The 26,482-nt window shown below is 40.7% G+C and carries 23 protein-coding genes; 5 read left to right on the top strand and 18 right to left on the bottom strand.

Annotation, left to right across the window (positions count from 1 at the left end; translation table 11 throughout):
* Positions 1-66: 66 nt before the first annotated feature.
* From ACH784_RS18800 to ACH784_RS18760, 9 genes are all read right to left on the bottom strand, one after another.
* A complete protein-coding gene (locus ACH784_RS18800) occupies positions 67-456 on the bottom strand; it encodes a DUF3325 family protein (RefSeq protein ID WP_404396527.1) in 390 nt (129 codons plus the stop codon).
* Positions 453-2,003 (bottom strand): PepSY-associated TM helix domain-containing protein, encoded by a 1,551-nt coding sequence (locus ACH784_RS18795; protein WP_404396984.1) that lies wholly within the window; start codon positions 2,001-2,003, stop codon positions 453-455. Before ACH784_RS18795 ends, ACH784_RS18800 begins: the two co-directional genes overlap by 4 nt.
* A 23-nt stretch (positions 2,004-2,026) precedes the next feature.
* Entirely contained in the window at positions 2,027-2,269 is a 243-nt protein-coding gene (locus ACH784_RS18790; protein WP_404396525.1) for a hypothetical protein, read from the bottom strand.
* Between the two features lie 568 nt (positions 2,270-2,837).
* Positions 2,838-4,079 (bottom strand): hypothetical protein, encoded by a 1,242-nt coding sequence (locus ACH784_RS18785; RefSeq protein ID WP_404396522.1) that lies wholly within the window; start codon positions 4,077-4,079, stop codon positions 2,838-2,840.
* Between the two features lie 16 nt (positions 4,080-4,095).
* On the bottom strand, positions 4,096-5,643 hold the full coding sequence (locus ACH784_RS18780; RefSeq protein ID WP_404396520.1) for a S24 family peptidase: 1,548 nt from the start codon (positions 5,641-5,643) through the stop codon (positions 4,096-4,098).
* Between the two features lie 84 nt (positions 5,644-5,727).
* A complete protein-coding gene (locus ACH784_RS18775; protein ID WP_404396517.1) occupies positions 5,728-6,342 on the bottom strand; it encodes a class I SAM-dependent methyltransferase in 615 nt (204 codons plus the stop codon).
* A gap of 688 nt (positions 6,343-7,030) precedes the next feature.
* The gene (locus ACH784_RS18770; RefSeq protein WP_404396515.1) at positions 7,031-7,489 is read right to left on the bottom strand and encodes an REP-associated tyrosine transposase; all 459 of its coding nucleotides are present in this window, start codon (positions 7,487-7,489) and stop codon (positions 7,031-7,033) included.
* A 289-nt stretch (positions 7,490-7,778) separates the two neighbouring features.
* Positions 7,779-8,726 carry a glutathione S-transferase family protein gene (locus ACH784_RS18765; protein WP_404396514.1) on the bottom strand — a complete coding sequence of 316 codons (948 nt, stop codon included), beginning with the start codon at positions 8,724-8,726 and terminating at the stop codon, positions 7,779-7,781.
* Positions 8,727-8,837: 111 nt separating this feature from the next.
* Complete coding sequence (locus ACH784_RS18760; protein ID WP_404396511.1) at positions 8,838-9,320, bottom strand: DoxX family protein; 483 nt, start codon at positions 9,318-9,320, stop codon at positions 8,838-8,840.
* Between the two features lie 157 nt (positions 9,321-9,477).
* Here ACH784_RS18760 and ACH784_RS18755 point away from each other — a divergent pair, with 157 nt between their 5' ends.
* Positions 9,478-10,374, top strand: a complete 897-nt coding sequence (locus ACH784_RS18755) for a LysR substrate-binding domain-containing protein (RefSeq protein ID WP_404396509.1) — start codon at positions 9,478-9,480, stop codon at positions 10,372-10,374.
* 456 nt (positions 10,375-10,830) lie between these two features.
* On the opposite strand, the gene ACH784_RS18750 is transcribed toward ACH784_RS18755, so the two are convergent.
* From ACH784_RS18750 to ACH784_RS18720, 7 genes are all read right to left on the bottom strand, one after another.
* Positions 10,831-11,454 (bottom strand): LysE family translocator, encoded by a 624-nt coding sequence (locus ACH784_RS18750; RefSeq protein WP_404396506.1) that lies wholly within the window; start codon positions 11,452-11,454, stop codon positions 10,831-10,833.
* 197 nt (positions 11,455-11,651) lie between these two features.
* Positions 11,652-11,888 (bottom strand): hypothetical protein, encoded by a 237-nt coding sequence (locus ACH784_RS18745; RefSeq protein WP_404396504.1) that lies wholly within the window; start codon positions 11,886-11,888, stop codon positions 11,652-11,654.
* A 111-nt stretch (positions 11,889-11,999) separates the two neighbouring features.
* On the bottom strand, positions 12,000-15,140 hold the full coding sequence (locus ACH784_RS18740; RefSeq protein ID WP_404396501.1) for an efflux RND transporter permease subunit: 3,141 nt from the start codon (positions 15,138-15,140) through the stop codon (positions 12,000-12,002).
* A gap of 15 nt (positions 15,141-15,155) precedes the next feature.
* Complete coding sequence (locus ACH784_RS18735; protein WP_404396498.1) at positions 15,156-16,913, bottom strand: efflux RND transporter periplasmic adaptor subunit; 1,758 nt, start codon at positions 16,911-16,913, stop codon at positions 15,156-15,158.
* Complete coding sequence (locus ACH784_RS18730) at positions 16,913-17,398, bottom strand: DUF411 domain-containing protein (RefSeq protein WP_404396496.1); 486 nt, start codon at positions 17,396-17,398, stop codon at positions 16,913-16,915. The genes ACH784_RS18735 and ACH784_RS18730 overlap by 1 nt, the downstream gene beginning before the upstream one ends.
* A gap of 86 nt (positions 17,399-17,484) precedes the next feature.
* Positions 17,485-17,898 (bottom strand): hypothetical protein, encoded by a 414-nt coding sequence (locus tag ACH784_RS18725; RefSeq protein WP_404396493.1) that lies wholly within the window; start codon positions 17,896-17,898, stop codon positions 17,485-17,487.
* Between the two features lie 31 nt (positions 17,899-17,929).
* Positions 17,930-18,322, bottom strand: coding sequence for a hypothetical protein (locus ACH784_RS18720; RefSeq protein ID WP_404396490.1), 393 nt, complete (start codon positions 18,320-18,322; stop codon positions 17,930-17,932).
* 156 nt (positions 18,323-18,478) lie between these two features.
* On the opposite strand from ACH784_RS18720, the gene ACH784_RS18715 reads away from it, so the two are divergent.
* The 4 genes from ACH784_RS18715 to ACH784_RS18700 all read left to right on the top strand — a co-directional run bounded on the left by ACH784_RS18715 (position 18,479) and on the right by ACH784_RS18700 (position 23,093).
* Positions 18,479-20,620, top strand: a complete 2,142-nt coding sequence (locus tag ACH784_RS18715) for a DUF6351 family protein (protein WP_404396487.1) — start codon at positions 18,479-18,481, stop codon at positions 20,618-20,620.
* Positions 20,621-21,178: 558 nt separating this feature from the next.
* The gene (locus tag ACH784_RS18710) at positions 21,179-21,514 is read left to right on the top strand and encodes a gamma-glutamylcyclotransferase family protein (protein ID WP_404396485.1); all 336 of its coding nucleotides are present in this window, start codon (positions 21,179-21,181) and stop codon (positions 21,512-21,514) included.
* A 127-nt stretch (positions 21,515-21,641) separates the two neighbouring features.
* Entirely contained in the window at positions 21,642-22,397 is a 756-nt protein-coding gene (locus ACH784_RS18705) for a hypothetical protein (protein ID WP_404396483.1), read from the top strand.
* 261 nt (positions 22,398-22,658) lie between these two features.
* Positions 22,659-23,093 carry a hypothetical protein gene (locus ACH784_RS18700; protein ID WP_404396480.1) on the top strand — a complete coding sequence of 145 codons (435 nt, stop codon included), beginning with the start codon at positions 22,659-22,661 and terminating at the stop codon, positions 23,091-23,093.
* Between the two features lie 229 nt (positions 23,094-23,322).
* On the opposite strand, the gene ACH784_RS18695 is transcribed toward ACH784_RS18700, so the two are convergent.
* Both ACH784_RS18695 and ACH784_RS18690 read right to left on the bottom strand, forming a co-directional pair.
* Positions 23,323-24,498, bottom strand: coding sequence for an anhydro-N-acetylmuramic acid kinase (locus ACH784_RS18695; RefSeq protein WP_404396477.1), 1,176 nt, complete (start codon positions 24,496-24,498; stop codon positions 23,323-23,325).
* Between the two features lie 2 nt (positions 24,499-24,500).
* The gene (locus ACH784_RS18690; protein ID WP_404396981.1) at positions 24,501-26,444 is read right to left on the bottom strand and encodes an ATP-dependent DNA helicase RecQ; all 1,944 of its coding nucleotides are present in this window, start codon (positions 26,442-26,444) and stop codon (positions 24,501-24,503) included.
* Between the last annotated feature and the right edge of the window lie 38 nt (positions 26,445-26,482).

Raw genomic sequence — 26,482 nt, 5'->3', positions numbered from 1 at the left:
TAAATCAAACAAATTTTCTTGATACAAAGCAATCACTTCAGGTTACTAAAAGCAAATCACCAATAACTAAAGCAAAATTAACAACGTAATCATAAGGTAAATGGTTAACAAAAAAGCTGACGTTTTCACATTAATGCCCCCAAACAACTTTGTTGGCAAATAAATCAACACCAGTGCAACTTTGTTGCTATTCATTGAGAAAGTAACGCTCAAGGCTGTGCCAGTTAAAGTGACTAATGCACAGCTCCAAGCAAACCCCACTCCGATTCCTTTATAAAACATAGATATTGCTACACTTACAAATATAAGTAATGCGCCTGTATGTTTAAATACTTGTTCTAACTTCTTATTTTTCTTTGGAAAAGCAAGTACTTGTTTATTGTATTTAGGCATCGCAAGTAACAACAAAGTGAGGCCATGTAGCATCATTAATAGGGTCAGTAACTCAATCATCATGCTTGTGTCCTTGTAAGTACTCTTTGTTGAACAGCTTTCGTTTCTTTACACTCTTTACTGAAAAGCTTTTGAAGGTAAATCGCTAAAGTAATACATATAATTGATACAAGCGTACAAATAAGATCTACAGAAACAAACACCCAGTTTTTACTTATTAGCGCATTAAAAAAACCAAGATTCGTCGTTAATGCATTCACAACCGGCACGCTGGCAAACAAGACACCAGCCAAATAGGTTAATTTAACCCAAGCAGCATCCGCTTTTTTCAAAAGTGCCATCACTACGGCAATCAAGCTGATTGTTCCCCATGTCAAAAATAGTGAATTCACTTCTGCAGCGGCCCTAGCGCTAAAATCCAAAGGTAATAATCTATTTGCCAACAAATAAACAGCAATACCTGACGGTAAACCTAATAAGCATCCTAAATTCAATCCTTCTGTGAAGCGATATCCAAACGAGCCTCCGCCCTCTTTTATTGACTTACTTCTTCTTTTTACTGTCCAGAGCACCATACCAGAAGCAATCATTGCAGTTCCGAAAAGTCCCGTCAAAAAGTAAAGCCATCTTAATGAAGTTGACGCGAATAAGCCTTCATGTAATGAGCGCAAAACATAATAAAATGACTTTGATGATTGATGACCTACTTGTTCATCCAATAATTTGCCCGTGTTAGCATCAAACACCCATTTATCTCTGCTATCACTGAGAGTCTGATGAACGCTTCCAATCTCAAATTGTGAATTAGCATCATTCAGATGAGATAACGACATCCATGCAACAGGTTTGTTTTCCATCGCTTTTTGGCCAATACTAAGTAATTTATCGATATCAAGGCTTGATTGGTAAACGCCTGACTTTTCTACTGAAGTTCGATTAAAGTATTCTTTATAAAAAGCGTCTTTACCCTCTTTTCCGGCACCATAATGCGCATTCATAATCAAAGGCATTAAACTGTAAAGAAGCAGCAAAAAACCCGTAAATGTAATCATAAAATGAAATGGTAATGACATAACACTCATTAAGTTATGACCATCAAGCCAAGCCGTCGGTTTTTTACCTTTTCTAAATGTGAAAAACTCTTTGAATATTTTTTTGTGGATCACAACCCCTGTGATCAAAGCCAAAAACATAAACATCGTCGCCACACCAACAATGTAATAAGCAACCATCTTTGGCATATAACGAAGTCGATAGTGCATTCGATATAATGTTTGACCGCCAGCCGTCGCCCTTAGGGTTAACGCTTCACCCGTGCTCGGGTTTAGATTTACACGCTGCCGTTTGTTGTTTTCATCTCGATAAGAAATCGTTAAAAATGGCTGCGATCTCTCCACTGGAAATCGAACTGAATAATTATCAAGCTTGTTTTTATCGACAAAGCGCTTAACAACAGGCACTGCTTCCTCGACGCTTACATTAAATACAGGCGTTTCTGGCGTCATCCAATCATCTAATTCATCATCAAAGTAGCCAAGCGTACCAGTTAGGAAAATAAAAAATAAAATCCAGCTAAGTAATAAACCAACCCAGGTATGCAACCAAGCCATAGATTGGCGAAAAGCACTCTTCATCACATCACTCCCTGAAATTTAAACAGCCAAAACATAAATGCTAAAACACTGGTTATCAGAATTAATTTTAAGCTCGCCAACTTGTAGTTTTTAACAGCAAACGACCACATCACCACCGCTGGAAATACAATAAAAAACAGCATACTTGACCATGCAACTGCATGCTTTGTCTCAATAGGTAATAAATATGAAAGGTCTAAACAAATAAATAGCGAGAAAGTAAAGCCACCAATAACAGACATCAGCGCCCTGCTAAAAACTTCTACTCTATAAGGAGAAAAAAAATCTGACATGAGAAAATGACAATTAAAAACAAAGTTAAATGATAATAACTATCAATTTCTATTGCAACAAATTAAACATTAAAGACAATACATAAAGCTATATTTTTCAATGGGATTTAATTGTTAGGCATAAGAGTTACTTAAAAAACGTCTTCTTCTAGACGAGATGAGTTGCGCTAGCTTCATTAACATCAAAGACCTTGGATTAAAACAGCCATAGATTATCAAGTCATCGATACTGTCATTTTCACATTAACTGGATGACAAATAACATGTGCACTTTTAATTGATTATTAAATACCAGAGTCATTGTTTATTAAAGCATACATTAACCACATAGAAGTAATGTGTAAGCGTCTGTAATTGCTAAATAACTATTTATAAGCCAAAGTACTCAGGCTTTTATTTACGGAAGAATAAAAGCGGGTAAACATTTTGTCGTTCACCCACTAAGTACGAATTGTTGTATTTTAGAGTGTGCATCACAAAACTAAATACGAACAAATGAGCAACTTAGTGCCAAGCCTTACTGTTTCGGTAAGGCTTTCTTCTGCTCAAGTTTGTATTCTTCAACCCGCTCTGAAAAATAGATAACAGTGTGATCAAACCAACTTTGAATATTTGAGTAGAGTAAGTTTTCAGGATCAAGGGTACTTTCTACCCATTGCTTATTTAACGAAGAACAACGTTGAGTGTTTTCGGTTTTAAGAATTGTTAATAGTAAATTTTTCGGTTCTGGTAGTTCACTAAAATACTGCACAAAAGCAAAACTGGTTGCATACAAAGCTTGTCTATCCTCTAACCAGTGATCAGAAGGGTAAATCAACTCCTGTAACGTTAATGGCGAGCCTAATGAGCCGCTTCTTTTTTCCCATTCATCATAATCTAAAAACAACTCTGGTACTGCGTGATCAACATAGTGTGTAAAGTACTGAGCTAACCCCTCTTGTAACCAACGGTGCATATAACCAAACTGAATAAAATTAATTGCATGAACAGCTTCATGAACCAAGGTGCGCATAAACGGCTGTCCAAGTATTTGCCCTTTATCATTGAATGGTATTTTTACAAATGCTTGGTGTATCCAAGGTAAATAGACACCTCTAACAACTGCCGATTCTTCAGCACCATGCTCTTTTAAAGCATTAAAATATTGGGTTTGGTTTATTGCTAATTTTATATTTATTGGTGTTTTAAAGAGGTTTTCTGCACCTAACCAATTAAAGTAAGACTCGTAAACGCGCTCTAAATGACGATTAATATTAGATAAGATCCATTTTTCAGTTTTTTTACCATACACAGAGCCCACACTATATTCCTTTCCGTTATGCAAAACGGCTATATTGAGTTCGTAATAATCAGAATAAACTCGTTTGTTGGCTTGTAACTCTTCGTCATACACCTCTTTATAGCTTAATGGCTCTAAGGCCATATCCCGACAAAGCTGCTCTTGTGCTGGAGTTACTTCTACAAGTTCCCAAGGATGAGGCGCATGCTCAGTATAAGAAATATCTTGCTGAACCACATAAAAAGACTCTGATTGAGCATCATCTAATTTAGTTTCAACTTGCTCAGATGCCTGTTCAATTACATCTATCACATCATCTTCTACAAATGATAGTTCTGCTGCTGTGTTGTTACTTTCAACTACCGTAGGCACATCAGCACCAGAATTCTCAAATAGAAACAACTGAACCACAATAAAAATGGCAGCAACAAAAGCCAATATAGCAATTATGATTTTTTGTTCTGGTTTGAGTCGTGACATAGTTTTACTTTATCAATTAAAGAACAGATTTTAGTCTTGCAAAGGTTTTCATATTTTCATCTGCAACCAAAATGGAGTAGTCAGGATTTTTCGCAATGAGCTGATAGTATGAGTCGCCATTTTCGTCCGTTGCTTTTTTAATATCTCGCAATAAATATTGGCTGTCGCCTGCGTCATCCAGTCTCTCAATCGCTACAGTTTGGTTTTGTAATGAGCCAGCACTCTCAGGCGTAATAAATTCCAGCAACAATAGATCACCATCAAAAATAGGACTCTTGCCACCATTCATAGAATTACCGCTGGCCCTTGCCAAAAAATGCTTATTAGGGTCAACCTTACCAATACCACCAGGTATATCCATATACTGAGCATCACTTTCATCGCCAGTCTTAAAGTGCCCGCAGGCAATTTTTAAATTAGGGAAGTAAAGCAATTGCGGTTTTGGCTCTGCGATTTTTTCATTCTTATTAGCCTCAACCTTATCTTCTCTTTCACCATATTTCTTTTTAAACGTCAAAACAGGAGCTAAAGGTGCTGAATCAACAAATGTGTCTATCCCATGCCAAAGTTTTGCATGGTTACTTCTTGCTACTTCATACGCCCAATTACTCACAGCAATACTTTGATTAACACTACAATCAAAGTACCTACTCAATTCAGAATCAATAACTCGACTGTGTTTAACTAAATTACTTTCTATCCAGTTATCCCTATGTTCATAAGAGGCAAGAAAGTCTCGTTTATTATTGTTACACCTACGATGAGCAGCAACGAAATTATGCGCTAAATCATTACTGTAACGAGAAAAAGGAATAAAATGATCAATCTCAACATCATTCTTAAATGGTTTTTGACAGTAAAAGCATTGGTTCTTTTGTAAGTCTACTAGTACTGGCTTAACTTTAGCTAAAGATTGCCTGTCCTCTCCAAACAAAAATGACTCGAGTTTAGATTGAGGCCCAATTAACGCTTGGTTATATTTGATGCTCTGAATTTTTTGCAACCATGCATTTTTAGAGAGGTAAACAACCAAATCATAAAACCTCCTAAAGCATGCTGCGATACCTGGCTTAAGTTCAATGTATTGCGGTTTTTTGTCATGAGGATAAAGAAAACATTCTTCTTGCTTAGCTAGAATTTGAAGCCGCCAGAGAGGTCCTGTTTTCAAGGTATTTAACGCTGCTCGATAACTTTCATGCCAGTAACTACTTCTCTTCAATTGTCCTAAACTACGAATATTATTTTGTTGGCATTCATACAACACTGAAATGACTTTAGATTGCGCTCCGGAATTTTGTTTGAGGAGCGCGTCTGCTCCCGACTTAATATTCGAAAAAGGCATAGCATGATGCCAATATAATTGAAGTAACTTCTCAGCTAATAAACTATGCTCAATTTTGAGGCTCTCATTAGCACTAACATCAAGTTTCTCTATACATATATCAGCAATAGCATTTAACAATGCATACTTATAGGTAGCAACAAAGTCGCCCTCAGATAAAATTCTCTGGATAAATGAAATAAATTCTAACTGTAGTTTTTCGCTTGGTTTTATATCTTTCACGTCCTAGCATATTCCTTATACAACAATGTAGGATGTATTAGTTAGGTGTGAATGAATTATTATTCACACCTTGAGGAGCAACTTTTATTTCTTTTTAATCAACCCATTCAACCAAATCTCGCCTTTTCTCTCTGGTCTTTGATCTTCGCTTTGCCATGTTTTTTCAAGGGTTAACTGCGGCTCTGCATCTATCAATGCTTTTAGGCTTTCTTCGGTTAAGTCAGTGAAGTGGCGGCCGTTTATGTCTCGCTCACCTTCGCCGTACTTAAAGCTAACGTATAACACACCATTTAGTTTTAACGCATTGGCAAGTTTGGTGAAACGGTCGGGTAATTCGCTGTGCGCAACGTGCAGTAAGCTCGCACAGCACCAAATACCGTCGTATTGGTGCTGGTCGTTAATTTGGCGAAATGTTTTTACGTAAACAGGCTGTTCTAGGTGAAAGCTGGCGATTTCTGCCAATTCGGCAACGGCATCAAATGCCGTGACCTTGTAGCCGAGCTTTTTAAAGTACAGTGCGTCTCGGCCCGAGCCGCAGCCTGCGTCTAGAATATGGGGTTTTAAGCCATTCGGGCAGCCTTCGGCTGAAGGAATATGCGGTAAGAATGCGTTGTAAAACTCGCTCATATCAATATGGAGCGTGCTGTTGGCGAATGCGCTGGCGTTCTGAGCGTAGTAGTCGAGCGTTTGTTGTGTCATGTGTTTATTCTTTACCAGTGTGAGAGTGGTGACGTTGGGTTTCACGCCTTTGCAGTTTTAATATAGCTGCTGCTCGCCAAGTTTCTTTGTAACTTAGTTGATTGCTAATTTAGCTTAAATTTTTGTAGATGAGTAGTGATAAGAATCAATAAGTTATTCATGTTTGGTCTGATTATTTTAAATTGTTTTTAATATAAGCAGATAAACCGAAATATAGTGGATGTTGTCGAGTTATTTTTTACCCGACATAAAGTCGGTGCTACCGTGCTAAACACCTGGTAGCAGCGAATTTATTTCGCGTTTTCTGTGTGTAACGCTTACCCGACGTAAAGTCGGTGCCACCTTGCTAAAAACCCCGGTAGCAGCGAATTTATTTCGCGACTTATTTGAGTAATGCTTACCCGACATAAAGTCGGTGCTAACTAGCTAACAACCCCGGTAGCAGCGAATTCATTTCGCGTTTTCTGTGTGTAACGCTTACCCGACGTAAAGTCGCTGCTACAGAGCTAAACACCCGGTAGCAGCGAATTTATTTCGCGTTTTCTGTGTGTAACGCTTACCCGACATAAAGTCGGTGCTACCGTGCTAAACACCTGGTAGCAGCGAATTTATTTCGCGTTTTCTGTGTGTAACGCTTACCCGACATAAAGCCGGTGCCACCTTGCTAAAAACCCCGGTAGAAGCGAATTCATTTCGCGTTATTTAGATAAATACAATCCCAAAAGGAATATTCCGACACATGCTTGCACAAGCCTTTTCTCAATGGGTTGGCAACAATATATCTAGCTTGATTTAACAGCTCTTCTTCTCGCCTAATACATGTATCGTAATACCCTTTTTGCCAAACCTTACCAGTTACGGTATTTCTTAAAAGAGTCGCAGTTCGACCTTTGAAGAATTTGATTACTTGCCCCAACTCAAGAATGCAGCCCAATTTAATCAACAAATGAATATGATCTGGCATTATTGTATAAGCAATCACGTCAGCATATTGTTTATCTTCAAGTTTATATATTTCTTGGCCTAAAAGCTGGTTAACGTGCAGTTGTGTGAATATTTCTCTTCTATCTTGAGTCGTTATAGTGATTGCGTAGTACCTTCCAGAAATTGATACTCTGCCTTTTCGAAGATTTATGGCTGAAAACATTAAAAAAGTCCTTTTATTAAAAACAATCTAAAAGTTTAGCTATAAACTTTAATTTTGCCTGTTCACTCTTTTACCCGACGTAAAGTCGGTGCTACCGAGATAAACAACCCCGGTAGCTGAGATTTCATTTCGCGTCTTTTGTGAGTAACGCATACCCGACGTAAAGTCGGGGCTACCGAACTAAACCCCGGTAGCAGCGAATTTATTTCGCGTCTTATATGAGTAACGCTTACCCGAAGTAAAGTCGGTGCTACCGAGTTAAATCAAGTAGGTAGCACCTTTAAATGTTTTATAAATTTCCTCGGTTATGCGGCGCGTTAAAGTCTAGCTCAGGACCATTTGGGATCACTCCAGCTGGATTAATGGTCTTGTGACTCGCGTAGTAATGCTCTTTAGTATATTCGATATCAACCGTATCGCTTACTCCCGGCACCTGATACAACTCTCGAACATAATTGCTGATATTTTCGAAGTCTTTCAGTTGAGTACGATTACATTTGAAATGACCAAAATACACGGCATCAAAACGTATAAGCGTCGTGAATAAACGCCAATCGGCTTCGGTGATTTGCTCACCAACTAAATAACGATTTTTACTTAAATGGTCTTCTAGCCAATCTAGACTTTCAAATAAAGCATCATACGCTGCGTTATACGCTTCTTGTGTCGTTGCAAAACCCGCTTTATAAACGCCGTTGTTAATGGTGTCGTAAATGCGTGCGTTAATCTGGTCAATTTCAGGTATTAAAGCTTCTGGGCTATAGTCATCTGTATTGCCAGTGAGTTCATTAAACGCGGAATTAAAAATACGAATGATCTCAGCGGATTCATTATTGACTATAGTTTGGGTCTTTTTATCCCAAAGAATTGGAACCGTCACGCGACCTTCATAACTTGGATCTGATTTTAAATACAGCTCATATGCATATTTAAAACCATAAAGTGGGTCTTTTTCATCATCAAACTCCCAGCCATTTTCAAGCATTTGAGCTTGAACAACTGTGACATCAATTAAAGACTCAAGCCCTTTTAGGGCTCTAAAAATCAATGTGCGGTGTGCCCAAGGACACGCTAAAGAAACATAAAGGTGATAACGGCCAGCTTCAGGTTGATAAGGATTATCACTGTCTGTGCTAATCGTGTTTCGAAATTTACTGTCTTGGCGTTTAAACGCGCCCTTACTTTCTTTGGTGTCATACCACTTATCAACCCATTTGCCGTTTTGTAATAAACCCATAATAAATCCTCTTAATCCTATAAATATTTGCTTGAAAGAAGCCACCTATGAGCTGTGACTTCTTTACTTTAATTTCTACAATTTAATAACTTTCGAACTTGTCATTTAGATTTAGTTACTGGCAGTTTGAAGCTGCGCGTTACCTTGGCTAGTCAACTTAGACGTTAAAACACGGTCTAGCGAAAACTTACCACCACCTTGAAATACCAAGGCAACGCTGATAGCAAACAGTGATAACGCGAATTCATACCCATTGTTCGACATAAATAAACCGTTTTGGAAATGCACTGCAAAAATTGCCACCAACATAGTGAAAGCAAGAGCGACGGCAGTTGGTCTAGTAAGTAAGCCGACGAGTAAAAAGATCCCGCCGAAAAACTCTGCGCTTCCCGCCATAAGTGCCATTAAATAGCCGGGCGCTAAGCCAATTGATTCCATCCACTGGCCTGTACCTTCAAGACCATAGCCACCGAACCAAGCAAATAACTTTTGTGCGCCGTGGGCAATAAATAAAATACCTGCGACTACGCGAAGTGGTAAAGCTGATAGTTGGTCGTCAGTTTTTAGTACGTTTAGTAAAGTTGATGTGTTCATTTTGCTGCTCTCTTAAATTTAGTTGATTATGTTTTTCAGTGTTTCTCTGAAGAAGTGAGTTCATTATAGGTAAGCATTAGCAAACAAATAACTGGCAGAATTTGACAAGTTAGTTCAAAATATTTGAACAATTATTTTCGACATGTTTTTAAGTGATATGCAGCACTCTCCTCTTACTTTAGAAGCTTTAATGGTGCTTGATGCCATAGATCAACGTGGTAGCTTTGCCAGCGCCGCTGAGCAACTTAATAAAGTTCCATCAGCGATTTCGTATATTGTGCAAAAGCTCGAAGAACAACTGGGCGTGACGTTATTTGTACGCCAAGGTCGGCGCTCAGTATTAACCCCAGCAGGCTTACATCTTCTTGAAGAGGGCCGCAAAGTATTACTCGCAGTTGGCAAATTGACAGAGCAAACACAAACAATCGCCCACGGTTGGGAGCCCAAAATACGTATCGCTATTGATACCATTGTGGACGAGCGCAAAGTTTTCAAAGCCTGCCATACATTTTTAGCTGAACACGAAAACATAGAACTCGACTTTAAAGAAGAAGTATTAAATGGTACGTGGGAAGCTTTGATAGAAGATGAGGTTGATTTGGTGATCGGTGCATCAGATCCCGTCCCAGCGCAGCAAGGCATACGTGCAAAAACCCTCACTGAATACCATAGCGTCTTTGTTGCAGCACCAGACCACCCACTTCATAAACTAAACAGAGCAGTAGAATCATCTGATATTTTGAAATACCGTACTGTCGTTGTGCATGACTCCAGCCGAAATGCCATTGCGAAGTCATCAAACATCATAGAAGGTTCAAAGCATTTATATGTAAGCAATTTACAGCAGAAAATCTGCGCCATAGAGGCCGGTGTAGGTGTTGGTTTTTTACCAGTTGATCAGATAGATAGCCAGATTAAATCAGGCACATCAAAAGTATTAACCTTGGCGGAGCCTTCAATACCACAACCATTAAATATTGCCTGGAAAGTAGTGAATAAAGGTAAGGGGTTAAGAGCCTTGGTGGAGTGTATTGAAACTGCATTTTCGGAATAAATCTTACCCGACATAAAGTCGGTGCTACCGAACTAGACACCCGGTAGCAGCGAATTCATTTCGCGTCCCCTTTGCGTAACACTTACCCAACGAAAAGTCGGTGCTACCGAACTATACCCCGGTAGCAGCGAATTCATTTCACGTCCCCTTTGCGTAACACTTACCCGACGTAAAGTCGGTACTACCGAACTAGATACCCGGTAGCAGCGAATTCATTTCGCGTCCCCTTTGCGTATCACTTACCCGACGTAAAGTCGGTGCTACCGAACTAAACCCCGGTAGCAGCGAATTCATTTCGCGTCCCCTTTGCGAAACACTTACCAACGTAAAGTCGGTGCTACCGAACTAAACCCCGGTAGCAGCGAATTCATTTCACGTCCCCTTTGCGTAACACTTACCCGACGTAAAGTCGGTGCTACCGAACTAAACCCTGGTAGCAGCAAATGTATTTCGAATTTAACCAATTAACTGCTGATACAACACTCTTGCTGCAAGTAATAAAAACGCGGTGCCTAGTAACTTATCAATCACAGCTTGCTTCCTAGTTAAATCAAACTTCTCTCTTGCTTTAGCGCTGGCAACCGACACAAAGAAGTACCACGCAGTATCAATCGCCAATACAGTGGCGCACATTAAAATGGCGACGGTCAGCGTCATGGCTTCTGGTTGTATAAATTGCGAAAACAAGGCGATAAAAAAGATAGCAAGCTTTGGATTTAAGAAAGCAATGGCAAAGCCATCTTGTGCGGCTTGCTTGTAACTCGTTGGGTTCGCTTGAGTCACATCTAAACCCGAAGACTTACTGGTCAAAATTTTATAACCCATATAGGCTAAATACGCTGCGCCTGCGTAAACCAGCGTTTGGAATACGAAAGGAAAATGGGTAATTAAACTCGCTAAACCTGCGATTGATAGCGCGGCATAGATACCAACACCAACACCGTGTGCAACACTTGCTGCAATACCGTGCCCTGCACTGTTATAAAGTGAGTGACGTAAAACGACTGCTAAACTCGGACCCGGTGACATAGCACCAATTGCGCAAATAGTGGCTAAGCTTAGCCAAGTTGTTAATTCCACATTGTATCTCTAATTGATAAAAAACAGCTCAAGTTTAACGATGCCGGCTTTTTCGAGCAAGAACTCAAATTGATGACTTGGTATGATTAAGATAACAAATGATAAGAATTAAACGACTGCTAGCTGAAAGGGTCGTTATGTTACAAAGAGTCTGACCAAATGAGCCAAACTCTAACTTAAATCTTCTCTTAAAAAGATTAGGTTCTGTGATCAGCAGCAAAACCACCTTGAGATTCACAAAGTGAAATTAAAACATCACCCTCTTCCCAAGAAGTCAATTGCTTACTCCATAATACGTTGAATGGATTACCTTCAACAGGCTTATGGCAAGTGATATGACCGTAATATTCAGGGAAAGAATTTATATATGCAGAAGCAGACACTGAAACACCCATTGTCATGGCTGCGACAACGCCCATTAGTAAAGTTTTCATAATGATTCCTTATAAATTATTTTTATAGAATGTTGTTAGAGATTAAAAATTGTTCCTTTTTTAATCTCTAACTATAAAACCATACCTACTTTGTGATTGCAAACACCGAGGTCACTCTAACTTTTCATTAAACTTTTTGACCTCACCTGTTTTCATTAAACAATAAACCGCTGGTAAGACAATCAAAGTAAGCAGCACCGCACTCGACATGCCGCCGACCATAGGCGCTGCAATTCGACTCATCACTTCAGAGCCCGTGCCATCACCATATAGAATCGGTAACAGGCCAATAATGATGGTTGCCACTGTCATCATCACAGGGCGAACACGTAAGCCTGCACCATGTAAAATGGCTTCTAGATAATCAGATTTACCAATGGCTGTGCCTTTGGCTTTGTGTTCATCTTTTAAATCTTGCAGTGCTTGATTCAAGTAGACCAACATGATCACACCTATTTCTACCGCAACACCAGCCAGAGCAATAAAACCAACGCCAACAGCAACCGAAAAATTAAAACCTTCTAGGTACATGAGCCATAATCCGCCGATCATCGCCATCGGCAATGTTGCGATGATCACCACGACTTCGCTCAAACGCCTGAAGTTGAGGTAAAGTAAGATAACAATAATCGCCAGCGTTAATGGCACAACATAACTCAGCTTCTCTTTGGCCCGCTCCATATATTCATACTGCCCCGCCCAATTAATTGAATAACCAGCAGGTAGTTCAAGCTCTTTGGTAAGTAATGCTTTGGCATTTTCAACATAATTGCCGACATCAATGTCTTCAATATCGATATACGTCCAACCATTTAAACGGGCGTTTTCGCTCTTTATACCCGGCGGACCATTTTCAATATAAACATGCGCGACATCACCCAACGCAATACGTTGGCCTGTGGGTGTCACCATCGGCATTCGCGCTAATTGTTCTGGTGAATTTCGGTAGTCTTGTGGGTAACGTAAATTCACCGGATAGCGCTCTTGCCCTTCAACGGTTTGAGTTACATTCATCCCACCAATGGCCGTTGCAACCACTTGTTGTACATCGGCGATGTTTAAACCATAACGGGCCGCTTTGATACGGTTAATATCAACCTTGATATAACGACCTCCAGCAACGCGCTCTGAATACACAGACGCCGTGCCTTCAAGCTTAGGTAAAAGCGTTTCGAGCTGTTGACCAATATCTTGAATTACATCGAGATCTGGCCCTGCCACTTTTATGCCCACAGGCGTTTTAATGCCCGTTGCCAACATATCGATACGCGTTTTGATTGGCATAACCCAAGCATTAGTCACCCCGGGTAATTTCACCAATGCATCCAGCTCTTTTTTCAAACTCTCTGTGGTTACGCCCTCACGCCACTGTGATTTGGGCTTTAACTGGATAAAGGTTTCGATCATAGTAAGCGGCGCGGGATCGGTAGCGGTTTCAGCACGGCCCACTTTACCAAACACGTTCTCGACCTCAGGAATAGTGCGAATTAACTTGTCGGTTTGCTGCAACAACTCTCTGGCTTTACCAATCGAAATGCCCGGATACGTCGTAGGCATATACATTAAATCACCTTCATCTAAAGGTGGAATAAACTCGCTGCCAATCTTATCTAGTGGATAAAAGCCAACTACTGTTACTGCAATCGCCGCCAAAATTGTGGTTTTAGGAAAACGTAAAACCCCTTTCAAAACTGGCATATAAAGAGCGATCAGTAATCTATTCAGCGGGTTTTTACGCTCAGGTAATACCTTACCGCGAATAAAGTAGCCCATTAAAACAGGCACTAAGGTGATCGCTAAACCTGCAGACGCTGCCATGGCATAGGTTTTGGTATACGCAAGCGGCGCGAACATGCGCCCTTCTTGAGCTTCAAGAATAAACACAGGTAAGAAGCTCACGGTAATAATCAGCAAGCTAAAAAATAACGCAGGCCCGACTTCACTGGCTGCTTTGCCCACCACTTGCCAGCGGTTTTCATCGGTAAGAGGGGTCTTTTCCATGTGTTTATGCATGTTCTCAATCATTACGATGGCACCATCTGTCATCGCACCGATGGCTATCGCAATGCCACCTAACGACATGATGTTGGCATTAATTCCTTGAAAATACATAACAATAAAGGCAACTAAAATGCCCATAGGTAAGCTAATTACTGCCACAATTGAGGAACGCAAGTGGAACAAGAAAGCTGCACAGATCAGGGCAACAACTATCAATTCTTCGGTGAGTTTGCCCCATAGATTATCGACTGCTCTATCGATTAAAGCTGAGCGGTCATAGACAGTGACAATCTCAACGCCCTCAGGCAAACCCGCTTTTAGCGATTCTAATTTAGCTTTCACGCCATCAATGGTGGTTTTGGCGTTTTCACCAAAGCGCATGACTACAACGCCACCCACAACTTCGCCTTCGCCGTTCAGCTCAGCAACACCGCGGCGCATTTGCGGGCCAAGATTGACCACGGCAACATCGGCAATGGTGAGTGCTACGCCATTTTCATTCACACCTAGTGGAATTTGCAGAATATCTTGCACACTTTGGATATAACCGGTTGCGGTAACCATGTATTCCGCTTCGGCCATTTCAAGCACTGATGCACCTGTTTCTTGGTTGCCCCGCTGTAATGCTGTTTGCACATGATTTAACGGAATACCATAGGCGCGCAGTTTGTCTGGGTCTACTTGTACTTGGTACTGCTTCACCATACCGCCAACTGCAGCGACTTCTGAGACACCTGCTACAGATTGCAATTCGTATTTTAAGAACCAGTCTTGAATACTGCGCAGTTGGCTAATGTCGTGTTTGCCTGTTTTATCGACCAACGCATATAAATACACCCAACCCACCCCAGTGGCATCAGGACCCAGCTGAGGTTTTGCACTACTGGGTAAACTTGGCGCAACTTGGCTTAAATACTCTAGCACCCGCGAGCGCGCCCAGTACAAGTCGGTCTTATCGTCGAAAATGATATAAACGTAAGAGTCGCCAAAGAATGAGTAACCTCGTACCGTTTGTGCACCTGGCACCGATAACATGGCAGTAGTCAGTGGGAATGTCACCTGATCTTGCACCACTTGCGGTGATTGACCGGGGTAACTGGTTTTTACGATCACCTGTACATCAGATAAATCGGGAATGGCATCAACAGGCGTGTTCTTTAACGAGAACAACCCTGCGCCAACTAAAATTAAACTCATCAACACCACAAAGAAGCGGTTGCTGATAGACCAGCGAATAATTGCTGCGATCATATTGCCTCCTCGTGATTAGTGGTGAGCGTGTTCGTTCATCGGCATATCACCATCCTGCATAGCCTTTTTATCGGCTAGTTTGTTGATGGCGATGACTTTAAAGTCTTGTGCGGTATCAAAAGTAAATTCGATATTATCACCCGCTTTGAACGTTGAAATATCCAGCTCACCGATGAGCTCAAAGTCCATCGTTGCAGGCCCTCTGCCCCACTTTTCAATGGCTTCGCGACTAATATTGATAACACGAGTGTCAAAATCAATTGAATTGATCACACCGTTTACTGTGGCTTGTGTATCTGGCGCTACGACTTCAGCTTTACCCATAATATGAATGGCTGAAACCGGATAGCTGCCATCATCTTGTTTGGTGATCTCAAAATGTAAACTATGGCCTACTTCTAGCGCATCAAAGTCAGCTTGATTAAGCACGCCAAAATCCATCACCATTTGTGGCCATTGCCACGCTTCAACTGGCGCATGGTCGATTGTTACACTTTGCTCTGAATCTGACTTTGCGGTTACCACCCCCTCAGCCCACACAGAAGTTGGCACTTCGGCATATTCCATGCGTTTAAAGTCAGATGATTTACTCGATTCAGAATCAATCAAGAATTGCGCAGATGTGACGACCGTATCGCCTTCATTGAGACCTTCTAATACTTCAATTTGATCTTGATAGACTTGGCCAATTTGCACGGCAATAGACTTAAACTGCCCATCACCCAAAGCTAAGACCACGCGGTTTTGTTTGCCCGTTCTTATAACTGACTCGATTGGTGTAAGAATACTATCTTGTTTTGCTTTACCGCTTATTTGCAATTGTGCATACATGTTTGGCTTGAGCGCGCCATCTTTGTTTTCGAAACGTAGACGTACACGTAGCGTGCGATTTTTTTCATCTAGCGTTGGATAAATGTAATCAACTTCACCATGCCATGCTCGCGCCGGCTGATAGTCTAGACTCATGTGCACGGGCAAACCAACCGTTACCGACGCTGCATCACGCTCAAATACTTCGGCTTCAACCCAGACATTGCTCAAATCGCCAATACTCATCATAGTTGTGCCCGGTTGCACGTAATAACCTTCTCGAATTTTTAAGTTAGCAACCACACCATTTTGTGGCGCATAAAAAGTCACGTTTTGACTGACTTTTTTATCTCGCTGTAACTGCTCGATAAAAATATCGTCAATATGTAAGGCTCTTAATCGTGCTTTGGCGGCATCAATCAAACCAAACTCTTTGCCACGCAACGCGATTAAAAACTCTTGTTGCGCATTCACAAGCTCTGGTGAATATAAGGTATAAAGCGCTTGGCCTTTTTTAACTTTTTGGCCTGTGGTTTTCACGAATAATTGCTCAACCCAACCAGATACGCGCGGGTGAATATGCACCAGGTTATCTTCATCATACTGAATATAACCCACGGTATTAATTGTTGGCATCATGTCTCTCAATGTGACTTGCGCAGTACGAACCCCTAAGTTGTTTATCACCTCGGGAGAGATTTTAATTGCCCCCGGCCCGTGCTCGTCTTCGCTGTTAGACTCTTCGTATACAGGAATGAGATCCATGCCCATCGGAGATTTACCGGGTTTATCTCGACGGTAGTTTGAGTCCATCGGCGCAACCCAATACAACGGTTTTTTTTCATCACTTTGTTCAACATGCGCACTGTGTTCTGTATTTGATTGCGAATAAAAGTACATACCGGCGCTGCCAGCTGCAATACCTAAACTGAGCAATACTGCATTGGTAATAAATTTTGACATCAGAATTGCTCCTCATAACTCTTTACTTCAGCGAATACTTCGTAGCTGCCATCTTTTTTTAGCAGTAGCACTTTATAAGCTTGAAACCTTTCATCAATTTCCATCCCTGGTGAGCCAAGTGGCATAGCGGGTACGCTTAATCCAATGGCGTTTTCAGGGGGAGATTGTAAAAACTGTTTAATGAATTTCGCAGGCACATGACCTTCGAAGGCAAACCCATCGGCATGCACCGCGGTATGGCACGAGCGGTATCTCGCTTCAATGCCATATTGGCTTTTTATTTCGCTCATTTGCGGGTGTGAAAAATTTTTGCCTTCGACCTTAATGTTTTGAGAAGTGAGATGATCTAGCCATAAGGTACAGCAACCACAAGTCGGGGTTTTAGCAACCAGTAGCTCTATGGTTTTGCTTTGTGCAAAACTGTTGTTTGAAAAAGTACTTAAAAATAACGTGAGTGAAAAAATTAACTTTGAGAAAACTCGCATCGCCTGCGCTCCTAATCACAATAAAAACAATAAAATAGGTGATTAAACGGACAGTCACGCCAAATTTTAAGCGCAATTATCCTAGGTTAGGCAAAAATCGGCGGGCGATAAAGATTAGAAATCGTTGTAGCTGGCGGTGTTAATGGCGCATTTTGAATTTTTTCAAAACTAGAGAAAAAACCAAGCGTCTGAACTGACTGTGGGACATAAGTAAAAGCATGACAGGCATTAATCGGGCAAACACATTCAACCTCGCAGCAATCCATTGACGAAGATTCGCTTGCTGACGAAGCCATTGACGAAATTGTTTGGTCTTTTGACATTATGTCCTTCGACATTCCGTCTTGTAACATCTCGTCTTGCGCCATAGTGTGGTGCATCATGCTGTCTTGAGTCATCATGGTCATATCGCATTCATGAGCAGCAAAAGCCGTCATTTGGCCAAATGGCGAAACGACTAAACTTAAAAACAGCATGATTGATGCGATGAATTTAAACATAACGACTCAATAGAATTAACTGCTGCTAATGCTAAACAATTTTTGCCAGGATAGCAAAGCCTGTAATTATACTTAGATAGCTTAGCAGTAAAGTATTTGCAGGCACTGCATGCACCAACATACATGGCATTTGCTTATATTGCTTGTATTTCAAAACAAAAAAGCTGTGCCCTTCAAACTGAGCGAAGCGTTCAAAATAAGGTTTAAGTTTTTTAAGATAAGGTTCAAAGAAGGCTTTAATGGCGCTCAAATAGAACAGACAGAACGTCGATGCCCCCATGACTTCTAGCATCAAAGTCAGTTCCATTGCCACGAAAATTTCTGGCCCTGCAAACACAACAACAATTAACATAGCCAAACTGTACCAAGAGAATTGTTTTATTTTTTCAATTAGTTTTTTGTAAGACTTAACTAATAGCTTCATGCTCTTACTTCCTTTTTCATTCCTGCGAAATTCTAAATTCAGATACTAACAAAAAGCAGCTGAATATAAAAATCGATTAATTAACAAACAAATAACAACGTATTCCTCTAGTTATTTCTAAACTTAAAAAGAACGCCATAATCCAAAGGTGATGTTATGAGTAAACTAACTTTGGGAATAATTGGTGGGCTCTTAAGCGCAATTATTGGCTTTATTGCATGGCAGCAACTCACCCCGCCAGATCCATTCCTTGCTAGACAGGTAAAAGCAATTGCACCTGCTGAAGATAACTATTTAATCAACTTTTACCCGCATATTTCTGAACACCAACGTCCTGAAGAGACTTACCCCTTCCCTATTCCACTAGGCGGAGTTGGGCCTGCAACCAATTTGTATTCAGGGCCAAACCAATACCCCTTCTTTTGCATGTCGGTTGATTCAAAGGTTGGCCAGCCGGAGGTCGATAACCAAGAAGGTCTTGGTGTGCCAGTCACAAGTGAAAGTGGTGAACTTTTAGGCTTCAGTAAAGACTGCGGTGTTAAATCGCACTTACAATACTTTGCCATCAATGCCGACAAACAGCCCGAAAAACTTACCATTGAGCAGGCAAAAAACTACCAAGGGTCGTTATTTAGAGCAGAGCAAGGCACAATTAATCGTTTTATTTATACCATTGTGATGCCTATCAAGTCTGAAGAAGTGGGAGATAGATTAGCAAAGTCTCAATGGAACAATCGACTGGTGTATCAATTTAATGGCGGCTCAGGCATTGGCTTTCGACAAGGACGACAAAAAACTCATAAAGTCATGCAGCGCCAAGTTGACCAACTGCTTGATGGTTACGCCATTATCAGCTCTAGCGGTAATAAAACCAGTTATACCTATAACATGCTGCTAGCCGAAGACACTGCTCGTAGAGTTAAAAAGCAATTTACCAGCTTGTATGGTGATCCGCTTTATACCGTGGGAGTTGGCGGCTCGGGTGGCGGCCTTGCGCAGTATCTAATCGCTCAAAATAGTACGGGCATTTTAGATGGTTTACTGCCTCTTTATAGTTATCCGGATATGATCAGCCAAACGACTTATGCGCTCGATTGTGATCTGCTGAACAACTATTTTACCTTTAGAGCCGATAACCGAAAGGCTTGGCGAGACTGGGATAGACGCCGCTTAATTGAAGGCATGAATGCCATTAATGACTTTCCGCAGCGGGCTGGTTTTTTACAACCTTTGAACCAACTTATGGCCGGCTTTGTGCCCAGTTTCCCCGATGGTAACAGCGAATGTATAAACGGTTACTTTGGGCTATCTGCCTATATTAACAACCCTAAACAGGGCTTTTTAAGACCTTTATTTGCCGAATCTGTGGTTGATCAAAATAACTGGAGTTACTGGCAAGACATGAAGCATGTGCTCGGCACAGACAAGCAAGGTTTTGGCCGTTCAACTTGGGATAACGTGGGCGTACAATATGGGTTAAATGCGCTTCTTGAGAATAAGATCAGCATCGAGGAGTTTTTTGATATTAACTACAATATTGGTGCTTGGAAGTCGCAGCCAACCATGAAAGTAGAGCATATCATTACCCCAATTGGTCCTCACAAGCCGCTTTGGCTCTCTCTTTGGGGTAGCGAAAACATTTATGAAGCAAACCATGGCCCTGCTCAGCGTCATACCGCCAGCCTTGAAGCCATTGAGGCCGCTTATCGCTCGGGCCAAGTGTTTATTGGCAAAGTTAACTTGCCCATTATTGATGCCAGACATTATCTTGAAAATGAGTTAGACATGCATCATATGTCAGCCTCTTTTTATAGTCGTTTACGAATAGATAAAACCAATGGCGATCATAAAAACCACATTATTTGGGTGGCCCATAAAGATCACGACCCAACACAAGCCGCGTTTGCCATGATTGATAAATGGCTTTTGAATCTTAAACAAAACCCTAACCTCAGTGTTATTGAGGCAAAACCACAAGAGTTAGGCGATACCTGCTTTGAAGCCGATGGCAGTACCTATGCAAAAGGTAATGATGTGTTTGATGGAAAGTGGAATCAAAAGTCAGACGGTGCGTGTCAGTCACGTTTTCCGATGTTTAGTACCAGCCGTATTGAATCCGGCGGTCCTTGGGCGGGCGACATATTCAAATGCCACTTAATTGATGTTGAAACAGCAATAAGCAAAGGTATGTATGGCACCCATCCAATTACAAAATTAGCAGAAGAATTGAAGACTGTTTTCCCTCATGGGGTGTGTGATTATGAGCAAGGAGATATGGGGCGACCGAGTAATATTTAACATCTGTAGACACGGGTTTACCCCGCGCTTTTGTGCGCGACATAAGTCGCGCCTACAGGTCAATACAATCAGTTGTAAAATGTCATCTGCGCATTTACTAAATTAAGACCCGGTAGCACCGACTTTATGTCGGGTTCATTAACTTCTATCTATGTTGTCGTGGGTTTGTCCCGCGCTTTTATGCGCGACATGAAGTCGCGCCTACAGGTCAATACAATCAGTTCTAAAATGTCATCTGCACATTTACTAAATTAAGACCCGGTAGCACCGACTTTATGTCGGGTTAATCAACGCGTTTATATCTGTAGGCGCGAGTTTACCTCGCGCTTTTGTGCGCGACATAAAGTCGCGCCTACAGGTCAATACAATCAGTTGTAAAATGTCATCTGCGCATTTACTAAATTAAAACACGGTAGCACCGACTTTATGTCGGGTTAATCAACCTTAAATTTGTAGGCGCGGGTTTACCCCGCGCATGTATGAATTGATTATGAAAGCTGTTTTAATCGTCTTAAACTCTTGTACAATCGAAACTTATTTTATGTATGGGAAACTTAAATGCACGCACTTTTCTCTTATGGAACGTTGCAGCAACCTCAAGTTCAACTTGATACTTTTGGTCGTTTACTTGAAGGCCAAAAAGATACACTGATTGGTTACAAACTGGGTGAAGTTAAAATCACCGATCAAGCAGTCATTAAAAGCAGCGGTAAAGAATATCATCCAATTCTGATTAAGTCCGAACATGAACAAGATACTGTTGATGGTACGGTATTTTTAATCACCGATGCTGAGTTACAGCAAGCCGATGAATATGAAGTTGATGACTACCAAAGAGTCGAAGCCAAACTAGTATCAGGTAAAACTTGCTGGATTTATGCCTCAGCTAAATAACTTTTATAATTACACTCTATTACATTTAATTTCTATACAGCCGCTGATTTTTGACACTAAAATTGAAACACACAAAAAGTAGTTTTTAGTGTAAATTCAATTTTCAATCTAAATAAAAGGAAAGACAATGCGCAAACTAGCCTATTTCGCTTTGCCATTCGCTTTATCAGCCTTGAGCGGCTGCTCCACGGAAACAACTGAATCTGATAATGTAAAAACTCGCGCTATTTGGTCAAATATTTATGTTACATCAGGCGGAGTTGATAGTCGGGTTATCGCAGAATTGAACTTAACTGATGAATTTGGCAATAACATTAGCTTATCAAGTTCGGATAAGTTAGAAGCCAGTGTTGGCAATGTCACTAAAAGCCTTGAAAAACACACTGAAGTATTTGATGTAGATTATCGTGCAATTTTCGACGCACATAGTGAAAACACTCAGTATATTGTTAACTTTGTTCGTTCTGAAGATAACGTTACCCTGACCAACACGTTAACTTTGCCGGCTCCATTTGAAATTCTTGCCCCACAAAAAAGTCAATCTTTCGCAAGGTCTGAACCACTTGTAATTGAATGGTCAAACTACAACACAGCTGACAAGCTTGATATTACTCTTAGTTCAATCTGCAAACTAAAAGATGGTGCCACACAAGGTAATGCTGAAAAATTTGAAAATATTACTGATGATGGCAAATTGACAATTGATCTTGAAGCCCTAGAAATGTTCACAGGTGAAAATCTAAATACACGTCAAAACTGTACTTTAGACCTGTTAGTAGAACGATTTAGATTAGGTAATGTTGACAGTAATTATGCTGCTGGAAGTAAAAGTAGAGCATCTCAACAAAGACGATTAAACGACATCTCGATTTCTCTAAGATAGTTTTTTATTCAGTAATACGTAACAAACCTGTTAAATAAATTAACCTTCATTGTTCAAGCTTCGTGCAGGAACAATCTAATAGAGGCATTTAATTAAATTTTAAATGCCTCTAAATCAGACATTTAGAGTATATACACTTAAATCACCTCATTAGTCATATTGCTGTAATAAAACTCTTGGATAATACACACCATCTTATACAGCAACCTATTTAAAGTTATGAACCACTCACCGTTATTGCTCGGATTCACACCCCGTACAATGAACGATTTAGATAATTACAGTGTGCAACATACCTGTCAGTACGACACATTAAAGTTAGATTATGCAAAAGAAGGCATAACCTTTAATTGCGTCTTACCGTACGATGCACAGATTGGTGATGTGATTTCATTATCTGCAACGAAACCTGATGCGAGAGCTGAAAGCTTTAGTGCGGAGACAACTTTAACGAAAGCTGATTTAGAAAATAAGAATGCAACATTAAAGCTGATTGGTGATGGTGAAACCGATGATTACCTGATGCAGCTAAACTTGCTTGGTTTACATGGCTCAATAAAAAATTCAGCCGAGTTTAATGCACATATAAAAAGCCAAGCAATTAAAAACAAAAAAATGAACACTATTTCCCCTTGGCTCATTAGTGCTAAAAAACAGGGCGCAAAACTGATGTCAGTGATGCTCTCAGCTTTTTAGATTACTAGGCTGTTTTTCAGCCCCGCTAGTTTAGCGGGGCTTTTTTCTTTAATATGAATGCACAAAGAAAAGAAACTTAACCCGACATAAAGTCGGTGCTACCGAGCTAAACTGCCCCGGTAACAGCAAATTCATTTCGCGTCTGAATTTGAAACGCTTACCCGACATAAAGTCGGTGCTACCGAACTTCCCACTCAGGTAGCTACGAATTTATTTCACGTCTTCTAAGTTAATTTGGAAAGCTCAATTTCCCCATACTTACTCCAAATTCAGTCGATTTACCAACTAAACACTCGTTTGCCAACACAGCAAACAAAATGGCTTCTTTGGCATCGGGATTAAGGTTTATTTCATCACTTGAGGAGATTAAAACCTTGTCGCTAGATAATTTCTTAATTCTTTGCATTAAGGTTGGATTATGCACCCCACCACCACTGGCATACACGTTTAGTTCTTCATCTTCTGAAAGGTAATTTAGCTGCTCTGCAATCAGTAAAGCACTCAACTCACACAAGGTTGCCATAACATCTTCATGTTTTAAGTGAGTTGTATTTGAGCCTTCCTGTGCTGCTTGCAAATAGTCTAAGTTAAATACTTCTGGGCCTGTTGATTTAGGGAGACCTAACTCAACAAAATCGTTATCAAGAAGTTTAGATAATAAAGCTTGGTTAACACTGCCTTTCGAAGAAATCGCGCCATCACTATCAAACGCTCGGTCGAAATGCTTTTGCATATAGGCGTCCATGATGGTGTTACCTGGGCCCAGATCACTACACAGAATGTCGTCGAAGAAGCCCGATTTTGGTAAATAAGTGATATTGGCGATGCCACCTAAGTTCAATAAAATGCGGTGTTCAGTGTTCGATGAAAAGCAAAAGTAATCGCCAAACTGTGCTAGTGGTGCACCTTCACCACCCGCTGCAATGTGCTTTTGTCTAAAGTCGCTCAAAGTGACTATGCCCGTCTCGACAGCAAGGTGATCACCATCACCAATTTGTAAGGTTGCATTAGCAAAGTCTTTAAAATCATGTTGATGCTGTGGGCAGTGATAAATTGTTTGACCATGACTGGCTATGGCATCTATGTCTTTGGGATTAACTTGCCACGCTTTTAAAGCTTGGTTGATCAGTTGACCGTGATACTTCCCTATCCAAGGGTTTAGAAGTGTGAGGTATTCTAGCGATACTTGTGGCTTGGCAAAGACCGTTCTAATTTTACTTTTAACTTCATCAGGGTAATCAACTGTTTTGAAGTGTTTTAAAGTCACTTCGGTACTCGTGCCACAACCACTTATTTCACACAAAGCGATGTCTAGCCCATCAAGTGACGTACCACTCATTAAACCTATAATTTGGCGTTTTGGCTTTTGTGAAACGTGGTATAACTGTTCGATGTTTTTGCGCACTTTTAAGCCCCAAACCCTAATTGTTTCACTTTACTCAGCACTTCTTGATAACGAATGTCTGTGCAACACCCAAACCCAGCGCGTTGTCTAAATTTCGACGATGTCGATAGAGGTGAAGTCATGCCTGTTAAGAAACGGGTGAGTATTGCCAAACTTGGCGCAACACCTATTTGCATTAAATGTTGCCTCAATGCATTCAAATCATTTCTTAAAGCTTCATCTGATGGGAACTCAGTTGATTTAGACTGCTCAAGCTTAGCAACTTGGCCTCGACACGCTGAGCAGTGACCGCATTGCTCTGGCGCATTCGGGTCATCAAAATATCTTGCTAAGTTGTAACTCAGGCACGTATTTAATTCAAAGAAACGAAGCATAGCACCTATACGCTTAACCTCTGCTTGCTCTTTTTCTAAAAAGTAATCGGCAAGCTCTTTCGCTAAATCTGGCTGAGCTAACTTACTTTCATCAACTTGATACACTTGCATCATTCGCTTTGATTCAAGCTCAATAAGCCCTTGTTCATGTAAATAATCTAAGGCGGCAACAATACGATTTCTATCTTGCCCTTGTTGCACTAAGGCTTGAATATCAACAGTACCCCACACTTTTTTAAATTGTGTATTGGCAAATATTTGCTGGATAAATTGCTGACGATTTGGATCAAATAAGCTTAAAATTTTGTGCTCTGTGTGTAACCATTTAAATCTAAAGTCGGCATAAAAGGCGTATTTAGCTTCAATCACACCTTTTAATTCGAGTTGTACAAGCAGGGTTTTAAGCGCAAGGAGCCTTATATTGCTAACCTTAGAAGCACTAAGCTCCTGCATTTCCCATAAACCATGCTGTTGCTGAGATTGAATTTCTTCTATCAGTGCTTGAATACTCGTTTGTTCTGGCGTATCGGCATATACAAAGTTCTCAAGCGTAGCAACACCATCTAAATTAGCTAGCGTGATACATTCAGAAAATTGTCCATCACGGCCTGCTCGACCTATCTCTTGGCTATAATTCTCTATCGATTTTGGCAAATCATAGTGCACCACAAAACGGATATCTGATTTATCAATGCCCATACCGAATGCAATGGTGGCAACTATCACTTGCTTTTGGTTACTCATGAAGTCATTTTGAATGCTTTGACGAAGTCCATCGTCTAAACCTGCATGATATGCACCAGCATTAATGCCTGCAGCTTGTAATTGCTTTGCGACTTGCTCTGCTTGTTGTTGCAGCGTTACGTAAACAATCCCAGCGCCAGTTTGTTGTTTTAAATAACCTATAAGTGCGGGAACTTTGTCTTCTTCGGGATAAGCATAAACACTTAAATCAAGATTAGCGCGATAAAAACCAGTTTGAACAATATGCTCAGGTTTTATATCAAAGCGGCTAGCCATGTCGTGCTTTACTTTTTTTGTGGCTGTCGCAGTTAATAACAGCACCAATGGAATGTCTAATTCGTTACGATAGTCAGGTAATTTAAGATAGTCGGGTCTAAAGTTATGACCCCATTCAGAGATACAGTGCGCTTCATCAACGACCAGCATAGAAATTGGTACTTGCTTAATAAATTCTCTAAAGCGTTCATTTTTAAAACGCTCAACCGAGATCATTAATACCTTGGTGCTGCCATTTCTGACATTTTGCATCACTGACTGACTTTCTTCTCGGCTTAATGTGGAATCTAAACTCGCTGCATTAATGCCTTTGCTCTTTAAGAACTCTAATTGATCTTTCATTAACGCCAGTAAAGGCGAAATCACTAAAGTTAAATTGGGTAGATGTAAGGCAGTCAACTGATAGCATAAGGACTTGCCTGAACCCGTTGGAAAGATTGCTAGACTAGAATATCCGTTTACTAGTTGGGTGATTGTTTGTTCTTGGCCTGATCTAAATTCTGAAAAGCCAAAATATTGCGCTAAGGTTTGATGAAGCACCGACTCGGTCATGATGCGAAATTCCATGTTAACAACTGCTTAGCTAAGAT

The sequence above is a fragment of the Pseudoalteromonas phenolica genome (genome assembly GCF_044788725.1).
GTDB lineage: Bacteria > Pseudomonadota > Gammaproteobacteria > Enterobacterales > Alteromonadaceae > Pseudoalteromonas > Pseudoalteromonas phenolica_C.
The sequence above is the reverse complement of the archived record's forward strand: the minus strand, read 5'-3'. Positions and strand labels throughout refer to the sequence as shown.